An 11,335-nucleotide genomic window follows, 5' to 3' on the forward strand; every position below is an offset into this window, starting at 1 on the left:
CTTGAATTCCTCGAACATTTTATCCGCGATGAGTTTTAGGGTGTCCAGGCCAACCAGGTCGGATAGCCGCAGGGGGCCCATCGGGTGCGATAGCCCCGCAACGACAGCCTTGTCGACGTCCTCGACGCTGGCGAAGCCGGCCTCCACCATCCGGATCGCCGACAGCAGATAGGGCACCAGCAGCGCGTTGACGACGAATCCGGACCGGTCGGAGCAGCGCACCACCTGCTTGCCAAGCACCGCGCCGGCGAACTCCTCGGTGCGCGCGGCGGCGGCTTCGTCGGTGACCAGCGTGCTGACCAACTCGACCAGCGGCAGCACCGGAACCGGGTTGAAGAAGTGCAGGCCCAGCACGCGCTCGGGGTGCTTGGTGGCCGCGGCCACCTTCATGATCGGGATGCTGGAAGTGTTGGACGCCAGGACCGCGTCCGGCTCGGTGATGACCCGGTCCAGTTCGGCGAAGAGCTGCGCCTTGACGGCCTCGTCCTCGACGATGGCCTCGATCACCAATTGGCGGTCGGCCAGGTCCTTCAGGTCGGTGGTGAAGGTCAGCTTGCCGAGCGCGCGGTCACGCTCCCGCTCGGTCACCTTGCCCGCGCTGACGCCGCGCTCCAGCGACTTGACAATGCGGTTGCGTCCCGCGGTGATCAGCGCCTCGGTCGGCTCGTACACCGTCACGTCGACCCCGGCGCGGACGGACACTTCGGCGATACCGGAGCCCATCTGCCCGGCACCGACAACCCCGACCCGCTGGATCGCTGCGTCGCTCACTTAGTGTTCTCTCTCTCGAGTCGTATTGTCATGCACCGCAATAGGCCCCGCCCAGGTTGGCTGGGCGGGGCCTACGCTGTCAACTTTCTACTCAGTGCGCCGAACGTGTAGTCAGTGCGAAGATTCGGCCGAATACTCGCAACAGGTGCACGCTGGGCGCGACGCCGCTCAGTGGAACTGGCCCTCTTCGGTTGAACCGGTCAGCGCGGTGGTCGACGAGCTGGGGTCCACCGTGGTGGCGATCCGGTCGAAGTAACCGGCACCGACCTCGCGCTGGTGCTTGGTCGCGGTGTAGCCACGCTCCTCGGCGGCGAACTCGCGCTCCTGCAGCTCCACGTAGGCGCTCATCTGGTTGCGGGCGTAGCCGTAGGCCAGATCGAACATCGAGTAGTTCAGCGCGTGGAAGCCGGCCAGCGTGATGAACTGGAACTTGAACCCCATTGCGGCAAGCTCCTTTTGGAACTTCGCGATGGTGCCGTCGTCGAGGTGCTTGCGCCAGTTGAACGACGGCGAGCAGTTGTACGCCAGCATCTGGTCCGGGTACTCCGTCTTCACCGACTCGGAGAACTTGCGCGCCAGCTCGAGGTCCGGGGTGCCGGTCTCCATCCAGATCAGGTCGGCGAACGGAGCGTAGGCCTTGGCCCGCGCGATGCAGGGCTCGATGCCGTTCTTGGTCCGGTAGAACCCTTCCCTGGTGCGCTCGCCGGTGATGAACGGCTGGTCGCGCTCGTCGACGTCGGACGTGATGAGCGTGGCCGCTTCGGCGTCGGTACGCGCGATCACCACGGTCGGAACGCCGCAGACGTCGGCGGCCAGGCGGGCCGAGGTGAGCGTGCGGATGTGCTGCTGGGTCGGGATCAGCACCTTGCCACCCAGGTGGCCGCACTTCTTCTCCGAGGCCAGCTGGTCCTCCCAGTGCGAACCCGCGACACCGGCGGCGATCATGGCCTTCTGCAACTCGAAGACGTTGAGCGCACCGCCGAAGCCGGCCTCGCCGTCGGCGACGATCGGCGCCAGCCAGTTCTCCACGGCCCGGTCGCCCTCGACCTTGGCGATCTGGTCGGCGCGCAGCAGCGCGTTGTTGATCCGGCGGACCACCTGCGGCACCGAGTTGGCCGGGTACAGGCTCTGGTCGGGGTAGGTGTGGCCGGACAGGTTGGCGTCGCCGGCGACCTGCCATCCGGACAGGTAGATGGCCTTCAGGCCGGCGCGAACCTGCTGTACGGCCTGGTTGCCGGTCAGCGCGCCCAGCGCGTTGACCCACTCCAGGTCGTGCAGCTCTTCCCACAACACCTCCGCGCCACGGCGGGCCAGGGTGTGCTCCTCGACGACGGTGCCTTGCAACGCGACGACGTCCTCGGCGGAGTAGGTGCGCGTGACGCCCTTCCACCGCGGGTTCGTGTCCCAGTCGTGCTGGATCTGCTCGGCGCTCTTCGGGGTGCCAACGACAGACATTGGGCTTACTCCTTTAAACGGTTCATTGCTGAGTTAACGGGCTCAACTTCACTGGCGTGCTAACTCGAAGATGGCACAGCTGTTGATGCAGGTCCACCCGTTTCATTTGCCAATTTCCGCAACAGGGCCGCGCGATTTTGCAAACTTTGCGAAGATGACCAGGAACTTAACCGTTTCAGAAGCTACCGGTCAGTAACCATATTTGCGCAGGTCAGAACGGAAATTGATGGGACCGGCGGCAACGCTACAAAGCGAAGATCGCGGCGACGGCTTTCGTCTCGTCGCCGACGGCGTATGTGAGCGTTGTAACAGGGCGATCGGCCAGGTTGGGACCGAATTGATCGGTCGAGCCGGCCGGATGGACGTGCGAGATGATCTCCAGCTTGTCGCCCAGCGCGACCGGCGCCTCGTGCTCGATCGTGGTGCGCAGCGGCCACTGCAGCAGGTCGGGATGTGACGCCAGGTAGTCCTCGATCACGCTCCAATACACCGAGTTGTTCATGTGGTCGAACAGGTCGATGTCGGTCACCCGGACCGGGAACTCGTGGATCTCGGCGGCGTCGTCGCGACTGCCGGGCTTGAGGTAGCCCTTCCACCGCAGCCGGTCGATGGACGTGGTCTTGTGCAGGCCGGCCAGGAAGTCGTCCGCGATGCGCGCGGGCATCTGGGTTTCGCGGTTGATGTTGATCCAGAACGCCTCGGATTCGATCAGGCCTCGGCCGCGCTTCCCGTCTATACGGACCCGCATCTCACACCACCGGTTCGAGGTCCCGGAGCACCACCTACGCAGGCGCAGCATGTCCTGGAACTCGATCGGGCGGATCAGGTCGGCCACGGTGCGGCGGACGATCCACAGCGGATGGGTCTCCTCGAAGCCCATCTCGCGCAGCTGGTCCTGGCCTATGTCCTGGATGTGCCGGCAGGCCGCGTCCAGCCGCAGTCGGCCGGCGCGGTCGATGTCGCCCACCCGCAGCGGCCACTCGCGATTGAACACGTCGGGGTGGCCGTCGGGCACCGGCATCAACATTTTGTCCAGGCTCACGGCTTTGCTCCCCGTTCCCTCCACATCGGTAACCCAGGTTAACCCCCGTACCCGACGCGAATAATGCCAAATCGCAACCCGGAAGCACCAATCGTGGCCGGATTCCACCGCGATGCCAACTCTGCGAACCCTGTCTTCGCAGGACGGGTACGCTTCGTCAAGTGCCCAAAACCTTCGTCGGCTCCCGCGTCCGGCAACTCCGCAACGAGCGCGGGTTCAGTCAGGCCGCGCTGGCCCAGATGCTGGAAATCTCGCCGAGCTACCTCAACCAGATCGAGCACGACGTTCGCCCGCTGACGGTGGCCGTGCTGCTCCGGATCACCGAGGTGTTCGGGGTGGACGCGACCTTCTTCGCATCCCACGACGACACCCGGCTGGTCGCCGAGCTGCGCGAGGTGACCATGGACCGCGACCTGAACATCGACGTCGACCCGACCGAAGTGGCTGAGATGGTCAGCGCCCATCCCGCGCTCGCCCGCGCGGTGGTCAACCTGCACCGGCGCTACCGGATCACCACCGCGCAGCTGGCCGCCGCGACCGAGGAGCGTTACTCCGACGGCAGCGGCAGCGGATCGATCACCATGCCCCACGAAGAGGTGCGCGACTACTTCTACCAACGCCAGAACTACCTGCACGAGCTGGACACCGCCGCCGAAGACCTCACTGTCAAGATGCGGTTGCACCACGGCGACCTGGCCCGCGAGCTGACCCGCCGGCTCACCGAGGTGCACGGGGTGCACATCATCAGGCGCATCGACCTCGGGGACACCGTCCTGCACCGCTTCGATCCCGGCACCAAGACGCTGGAGATCAGCAATCACCTCGCCTCGGGTCAGCAGGTGTTCAAGTTGGCCGCCGAGTTGGCCTACCTGGAGTTCGGCGACCTGATCGACAGCCTGGTCGCGGAGGGCAAGTTCACCAGTGAGGAGTCGCGCACGCTGGCGCGGCTGGGGCTGGCCAATTACTTCGCGGCGGCCGCGGTGCTGCCCTATCGCCAATTCCACGACGTCGCCGAGAACTTCCGCTACGACGTCGAGCGGCTGTCGTCGTTCTACTCGATTAGTTACGAGACCATCGCGCACCGCCTTTCGACGCTGCAACGGCCGACGATGCGGGGGGTGCCGTTCTCGTTCGTCCGGGTGGACCGCGCCGGCAATATGTCAAAACGACAGTCGGCCACGGGTTTTCACTTCTCCTCCAGCGGCGGGACGTGCCCGTTGTGGAACGTCTACGAAACGTTCGCCAACCCGGGGAAGATCCTGGTGCAGATCGCCCAGATGCCCGACGGCCGCAACTACATGTGGGTGGCCCGCACCGTGGAGCGCCGCGCCGCGCGGTATGGTCAGCCCGGAAAAACCTTCGCGATCGGGCTGGGCTGCGAGCTTCGCCATGCGCACCGGCTCGTGTACTCGGAAGGACTCGACTTGTCGGGGGACCCGAATATTGTGGCCACACCGATCGGCGCGGGGTGCCGTGTCTGCGAACGCGACAACTGCCCGCAGCGGGCCTTTCCGGCATTGGGCCGCGCGCTGGACCTCGACGAGCACCGCAGCACCGTGTCCCCGTACCTGGTGAAGCAGCCGTGACCGCGGCCGGCGACGGTCAGGCCGGTCGTATCCCGTCGGGCCGGTTCCGCCAGCTGGGGCCGATCAACTGGGTGATGGCGAAGTTGGCCGCGCGCAGGATGCGCGTTCCGGAGATGCACCTGTTCACCACCTTGGGGCAGCGCCAGGTGCTGTTCTGGACCTGGTCGATGTACAGCGGACGGCTGCTGCGTGGCCGGCTGCCGGCGATCGATACCGAGTTGGTGATCCTGCGGGTCGCGCATGTGCGGGGTTGCGAATACGAGCTGCAGCACCATCGCGGGATGGCGCGGAATCATGGGCTGGACGAGGACCTGCAGGCTGCCATTTTCGCCTGGCCCGAGACGCTGGATCGGGTCGAGGCGCGCCTGACCGTGCGGCAGCAGGCGCTGCTGGCGGCCACCGACGAGTTCGTCAAGGAACGCACGGTCACCGACGCCACCTGGCGGCAGCTGGCGACTCACCTGGATCGGCGTCAGCTCATCGAATTCTGTCTGCTGGCAAGCCAATACGACGGCCTGGCGGCGACGATGTCGGCGCTGGCCATCCCGCTGGACAACCCCAGTCAGAAGTAGACGTCGGCCAGCACGGCCAGCGTGAGCACCACCGGCAGCACGGGCAGGCCGAAGCCAAACCCCGACCACGCGTATTCCCCGCGCCGCCGCTGCACGAAGCCCCACACCAGGGCGCAGACCGCCAGCACGGCCGATCCGAGCAGCACCGTCGGGGCCCACTTGCCCACCGCCGCGTTGTCGTCGGCGATCGAAAAGGCCACCAGCCACAGGACATAACCCGTGGCGAGCCCGCCGATGACCCCCACTGTCGTGCCGGCGGTATCGCTGCGCATCATGACAAGCTCAGAAGTTGATCATGTGGCCGGTCAAGCCGTGGAAGCATTCCTGCAGCGCCTCCGACATGGTCGGGTGGGTGTGCACGTTACGCGCCAGCTCGGTGGCGGTCAGGTCCCACTTCTGCGCCAGCGTCAGCTCGGGCAGCAGCTCGGACACGTCGTGGCCAATCAGGTGCCCGCCCAGCAGCTCACCGTACCTGCGGTCGGCGACCAGCTTGACGAAGCCGCTGGGGTCGCCTACCCCGTGCGCTTTCGCGTTGGCGGTGAACGGGAACTTGGCTACCACGACGTCGTAGCCTTCGTCGCGGGCCTGCTCCTCGGTGAGCCCGAAGCTGGCGACGTTCGGCTGGCAGAACGTCGCGCGCGGCAGCATGCGGTAGTCGCCGAGCGCCAACGTCTCTGCGCCGGCGATGGTTTCGGCCGCCACCACGCCCTGGGCCTCGGCGACGTGGGCGAGCTGCAGCTTGCCGGTGACGTCGCCGATGGCGTAGACGTGGTCGACGTTGGTGCGCATGTAGTCGGTGATGCCGATCGCCTTGCGGTCGGTCAGCGCGACACCGGCCGCCTCGAGCCCGTAGCCCTCGACGTTGGGCGCAAACCCGATGGCCTGCAACACCTTTTCGGCCTTGAGGTGCTCGGATTTGCCGTCCTTGCTGACGGTGACCGTGACCAGGGAGCCGTCGTCGTTGATGGCCTCCACCTTGGTTCCGGTCAAGACCTTGACGCCCAGCTTCTTGAACTGTTTCTCGATCTCCTTGGACACCTCGGCGTCCTCGTTGGGCAGGGCGCGGGGCAGGAACTCGACGATGGTGACGTCGACGCCGTAATTCTTCAGCACGTAGCCGAACTCCATGCCGATGGCGCCGGCCCCCGCGATGACGATCGACTCCGGCAACTCCCTGGACAGGATCTGTTCCTCATAGGTGACCACGTTGGCCGACAGCGACGTTCCCGGGACCAGCTGGGTGCTGCTGCCGGTGGCGATGATGACGTTGTCGAACGTGACCGTCTCGGTTCCACCCTCGTTGAGGTCGACCGACAGCGTGCGGGGGTCGGTGAACCGGCCGTAGCCGTGGATCTCGGTAATCTTGTTCTTCTTCATCAGGAAGTGCACGCCGGCAACGCGGCCCTCGGCCACCTTGCGGCTGCGGTCGAAGGCGACGCCGTAATCGAAGGTCGCCTCGCCGCTGATGCCGAAAGTCTTCGCCTCTTTGGTGAAGATGTGGACGAGCTCGGCGTTGCGCAGCAACGCCTTGGACGGGATGCAGCCGACGTTGAGGCAGACTCCGCCCCAGTACTTCGGCTCCACGACCGCGGTGTTCAAGCCGAGCTGTGCGGCGCGGATGGCTGCGACATATCCGCCGGGACCGGCCCCGAGGACGACGACGTCATAGTGAGAAGTCACGGCCCCACATTAGTGGGCAGTCCCCAGCCCAGTGCGCCGAGCGTGGGCCCTACGCACGGGAACCGCGCGGAATTCGTCCGTGGTCCCGACGCTCGCGGCTAGTGCGGGATAACGCCGATCACGCAGTGACCCGTGCGGGCGCAGTAGTAATAGCCGTATAAGGGCGCCGCGGCGGCCAAGGAGGCGAACGGCCCCGACATCACCGCGAGCGCCAGCGCGGAGATCAGCGGCCTGCCCTCCGCCATCGCCAGCATCACGCCGCCCACCGCGCACATCACGACGTACACCAGGACCGCGAACACCACGGGCGTCTTGTCGATCGAGTGGTACCACCAATAGAACAGGCCTAGCCCGACCACGGCCACAACGACCCACACGCCGAGGAGCACCAGAACCAGGTGCCACCACCTCAGGTACTGGTAGCGACCGGGAACGGTGACCGATTGCACCGGCAGGCCGCCGGCTTCGGTCCCCGCATCCTCGACACCGCCCTCCTCCTTCACGTCCGAGGTGGACTCGGCCTTCTCGCCCGCCGGCTGCGGGCCGGTGTCGTCATCGTCGGAGAAGTCCGGGACCCATGAGTGTGTCCCGGTGTCCTCCTCCTCGTCGAAGTCCGGCACGAACGGCTCAGTGCCGGGGTAAGACGCGCGGGCTTCGTCGTCAGCCACCGGACGCCACCCGCAGGGCGACGAGCATGCCGAACCAACCCGGCGCGAGCGACAGGATGAACGCTCCCAGCGCGGTGACCCATCGGCGCCCGGAAAACAGGACCGTCAGCAGCCCGGTCACGGCGGGAACCCCGACCACCAGCGCGATGACGACGTCGGGCCGGATCCTCGCGTGGACGAGCACGGTGAGCGCGACGCCGGCCAAAAGCCCGACCGCGCACCCGATCAGCATGGCGCCGGCCAGCAGCCAGGGACGCGGGAGCGGGATCACGCTGACGAGGTTACTGCCGTGATCGAGTGCGAGGGCTGCACGTTCCCGGCGCGGCCGCATTATCGAGGGCCACCACCTGACCGCGGGCCGGCGGGCGTTCGCCACGCTCGTAGGCGGCGCCCGTGATGACGGGTTCGGCCGCCAGCTCGGCCTGCTCTTCGTCGGTGAAGACGCGCCCCCGGCTGAGGAATCGCACGCCCTCAGGCGCCTCCAGGCTGAACCCGCCGCCGCGTCCGGGCACCACGTCGATGACCAGCTGGGTGTGCTTCCACACCTGGTACTGCGGGCCCGAGATCCATACCGGCACCCCGTCGCCGACGTCGAGCACGCCGAGCAAGACGTCGCGGTCACCCACCAGGAAGTCGCCGCTCGGGTAGCACATCGGCGACGACCCGTCGCAGCAGCCGCCGGACTGGTGGAACATCACCGGACCGTGACGGTCCTGCAGTCGCGCCAGCAGTTCGGCGGCGGCGGCGCTGATGACAACTCCTGGTGGGGGCCCGGGATCCATCTAGAAGAAACCCTGCGCCTTTTCGGAGTAGGACACCATCAGGTTCTTGGTCTGCTGGTAATGCCCGAGCGCCATCTTGTGGCACTCGCGACCGAAACCGGACAGCTTGTAGCCACCGAACGCCGCGTGCGGCGGATACACGTGGTAGCAGTTGACCCACACGCGGCCGGCCTGAATGTCGCGGCCGGCCCGGTAGGCGGTGTTGCCGTCGCGGCTCCACACGCCGGCACCCAGGCCGTAGAGGGTGTCGTTGGCGATCGAGAGCGCGTCGTCGTAGTCGGTGAACGACGTCACCGCCACCATCGGCCCGAAGATCTCCTCCTGGAAGATCCGCATCTTGTTGTTGCCGGAAAAGATCGTCGGCTGCATGTAGAAGCCGCCGGACAGGTCGCCCCCCAGCTCGGCACGCTCGCCGCCAGAAATGATCCTCGCGCCTTCGTTTTTGCCGATCTCGATGTAGGACAGGATCTTTTCCAGCTGGTCGTTGGACGCCTGCGAACCCAGCATCGTCTCGCTGTCCAGCGGGTCGCCCTGCCGGACCGCCTTGGTGCGGATAGCGGCTAGCTCCAGAAACTCGTCGTAAATGTCGGCCTGGATCAGGCTGCGCGACGGGCAGGTGCACACCTCGCCCTGGTTGAGGGCGAACATGGTGAAGCCCTCCAGCGCCTTGTCCTGGAAATCGTCGTGCGCGGCCATGACGTCGGAGAAGAAGATGTTGGGGCTCTTGCCGCCGAGTTCGAGCGTGACCGGGATCAGGTTCTGGGACGCGTACTGCATGATCAGCCGCCCGGTGGTGGTCTCCCCGGTGAACGCGATCTTGGCGATCCGATCGCTCGACGCCAGCGGCTTGCCCGCCTCGGCGCCGAATCCGTTGACGACGTTGATCACTCCCGCCGGCAACAGATCGCCGATCAGCGACATCAGGTGGAGCACCGAGACCGGTGTCTGCTCCGCGGGTTTGAGCACCACCGCGTTGCCGGCCGCCAGCGCCGGCGCCATCTTCCACGCGGCCATCAGGATTGGGAAGTTCCACGGAATGATCTGCCCGACCACCCCGAGCGGCTCGTGGAAGTGGTAGGCGACGGTCTCCTCGTCGATCTGCGACAGCGAACCCTCCTGCGCGCGGATCGCCGCCGCGAAATACCGGAAATGGTCGGCGGCCAGCGGGATGTCGGCGGCCAGCGCCTCGCGGATCGGTTTGCCGTTGTCCCAGACTTCGGCCACCGCCAGCGCGGCCGTGTTCTCCTCGATCCGGTCGGCGATCTTGTTCAGGATCGCCGCCCGCTCGGCGGGCGCGGTCTTGCCCCACGCCGGGGCGGCCGCGTGCGCGGCGTCCAACGCCTTGTCGATATCGGCCTCGTCGGAACGGGCCACCTCGCAGAAGGTCTGGCCGGTCACGGGGGTCGGGTTGTCGAAATAGCGGCCGCCCGCGGGCGCGACCCACTGGCCCCCAATGAAGTTCTCGTAGCGGGATTCATACGACATCAAGGCCCCGGCGGAACCCGGACGTGCGAAAACGGTCATCGGTTCAGCTCCTTGTTCTTTCACGTGACAAGCCTCACAGTACGCTGCAGTCACCCCGTCAGGTCGGGGTCTGGGACGGGTGGTGAGCATGCCCGAAACCAATTCGGCCGAGGAAGCCCTGCGTCACCGCCCGGACGACTACTGGACGTAACATCACCGCGGTCGCGGGCCGGTGGCGGAGCTGTTCGGCTCGCTGGACACCGGGCAAATGCAGACAGTCCGCGCGAGCCTCGGGCGGTCGCCGGCGCCCCACGAACACGACGGCGCACTCGAACTGCCCTGGACGGCCGTCGTCACGAGGGCGGCGTAAGGGCGTGACCCTGGGCAGTCAGAATGGCGGTCATGACCGACGACCCTTATCTGTGGCTCGAGGACATCGCCGGCGACGACGCGCTGGACTGGGTGCGCGCGCGCGACGAGCCCACCCTGGCCAAGTTTTGCGATGCGGAGTTCGTGCGGATGCGCGGCGAGGCCCTCGAGGTGCTCGACACCGACGCCCGCATTCCGTACGTGGTCCGCCGCGGCGATTACCTCTACAACTTCTGGCGCGATGCCGCCAACCCACGCGGGCTGTGGCGACGCACCACGTTGGACAGTTACCGCACCGACTCCCCGGATTGGGACGTACTGATCGATCTAGATGAGCTGGGGCGAACTGACAACACCAAATGGGTGTGGGCGGGCGCCGGCGTCATCGAACCCGACCACACCCGCGCGCTGGTCGGCCTCTCCCCCGGCGGTTCGGACGCGTGCGTCGTGCGCGAATTCGACATGGCCACACGCGAATTCGTCGCCGGCGGGTTCGAACTGCCGGAGGCCAAGTCACAGATCGCCTGGGCCGACCCGGACACCGTGCTGGTAGGCACCGACTTCGGCGCCGACTCGCTCACCGAGTCCGGCTACCCACGCGTGATCAAGCGATGGCGACGGGGCAGCCCATTGGCCGACGCGGAGACCGTCTTCGAGGGCGCCCGCTCCGACGTCCGCGTCTCCGCGTCGGTGGATCGGACGCCGGGCTTCGAGCGCACCTTTCTGGGGCGGGCGCTCGACTTCTGGAACGAGGAGGTCTACGAGCTGCGGGGCGCGGAGCTGATGCGCATCGACGCCCCCACCGACGCGGGCCTGTCGATGCACCGCGAGTGGATCTTGATCGAGCTGCGCACGGATTGGTACGTCGGCACCGCGAGGTACGCCGCGGGTTCGCTGCTCGCGGCCGACTACGACGAATTCCTTGCGGGAACAGCCGAATTGCGCG

The 11,335-nt window shown here is 66.7% G+C and carries 11 protein-coding genes and 1 pseudogene; 3 read left to right on the forward strand and 9 right to left on the reverse strand.

The annotated features are described in order from the left end of the window. The 3 genes from JWP83_RS02500 to JWP83_RS02510 form a co-directional block, all read right to left on the reverse strand. Positions 1–771 (reverse strand): 3-hydroxybutyryl-CoA dehydrogenase (locus JWP83_RS02500; protein ID WP_297725458.1); only part of this gene is annotated, 771 nt, incomplete at its 3' end. Between the two features lie 168 nt (positions 772–939). Further along, complete coding sequence (aceA, locus tag JWP83_RS02505) at positions 940–2,226, reverse strand: isocitrate lyase (protein WP_297725460.1); 1,287 nt, start codon at positions 2,224–2,226, stop codon at positions 940–942. A gap of 244 nt (positions 2,227–2,470) precedes the next feature. Continuing rightward, entirely contained in the window at positions 2,471–3,268 is a 798-nt protein-coding gene (locus JWP83_RS02510) for an acyl-[acyl-carrier-protein] thioesterase (protein WP_297725462.1), read from the reverse strand. A 161-nt stretch (positions 3,269–3,429) separates the two neighbouring features. Between JWP83_RS02510 and ramB the strand changes: the two genes are divergently transcribed. Both ramB and JWP83_RS02520 read left to right on the forward strand, forming a co-directional pair. Further along, the gene (gene ramB, locus JWP83_RS02515; RefSeq protein ID WP_297725464.1) at positions 3,430–4,854 is read left to right on the forward strand and encodes an acetate metabolism transcriptional regulator RamB; all 1,425 of its coding nucleotides are present in this window, start codon (positions 3,430–3,432) and stop codon (positions 4,852–4,854) included. 74 nt (positions 4,855–4,928) lie between these two features. Further along, on the forward strand, positions 4,929–5,426 hold the full coding sequence (locus tag JWP83_RS02520; protein WP_297725478.1) for a carboxymuconolactone decarboxylase family protein: 498 nt from the start codon (positions 4,929–4,931) through the stop codon (positions 5,424–5,426). Here JWP83_RS02520 and JWP83_RS02525 read toward each other — a convergent pair. From JWP83_RS02525 to JWP83_RS02550, 6 genes are all read right to left on the reverse strand, one after another. After that, complete coding sequence (locus JWP83_RS02525; protein WP_297725466.1) at positions 5,417–5,701, reverse strand: hypothetical protein; 285 nt, start codon at positions 5,699–5,701, stop codon at positions 5,417–5,419. The genes JWP83_RS02520 and JWP83_RS02525 overlap by 10 nt on opposite strands. Before the next feature lie 7 nt (positions 5,702–5,708). Next, entirely contained in the window at positions 5,709–7,106 is a 1,398-nt protein-coding gene (gene lpdA, locus JWP83_RS02530) for a dihydrolipoyl dehydrogenase (RefSeq protein ID WP_297725468.1), read from the reverse strand. Between the two features lie 98 nt (positions 7,107–7,204). Beyond that, entirely contained in the window at positions 7,205–7,774 is a 570-nt protein-coding gene (locus JWP83_RS02535) for a hypothetical protein (protein WP_297725470.1), read from the reverse strand. After that, the gene (locus tag JWP83_RS02540) at positions 7,767–8,045 is read right to left on the reverse strand and encodes a putative holin (RefSeq protein WP_297725472.1); all 279 of its coding nucleotides are present in this window, start codon (positions 8,043–8,045) and stop codon (positions 7,767–7,769) included. The genes JWP83_RS02535 and JWP83_RS02540 overlap by 8 nt, the downstream gene beginning before the upstream one ends. A gap of 10 nt (positions 8,046–8,055) precedes the next feature. Continuing rightward, the gene (locus tag JWP83_RS02545) at positions 8,056–8,556 is read right to left on the reverse strand and encodes a DUF779 domain-containing protein (protein ID WP_297725474.1); all 501 of its coding nucleotides are present in this window, start codon (positions 8,554–8,556) and stop codon (positions 8,056–8,058) included. Beyond that, positions 8,557–10,080: an aldehyde dehydrogenase family protein gene (locus JWP83_RS02550; protein WP_297725476.1), complete on the reverse strand. Its 1,524-nt coding sequence runs from the start codon at positions 10,078–10,080 to the stop codon at positions 8,557–8,559. It abuts the gene before it with no gap. Positions 10,081–10,422: 342 nt separating this feature from the next. Between JWP83_RS02550 and JWP83_RS02555 the strand changes: the two are divergent. After that, positions 10,423–11,335 (forward strand): annotated as a pseudogene (locus JWP83_RS02555) (S9 family peptidase); the annotation flags it as partial.

It is taken from the genome of Mycobacterium sp. (assembly GCF_025965855.1).
Lineage (GTDB): Bacteria > Actinomycetota > Actinomycetes > Mycobacteriales > Mycobacteriaceae > Mycobacterium.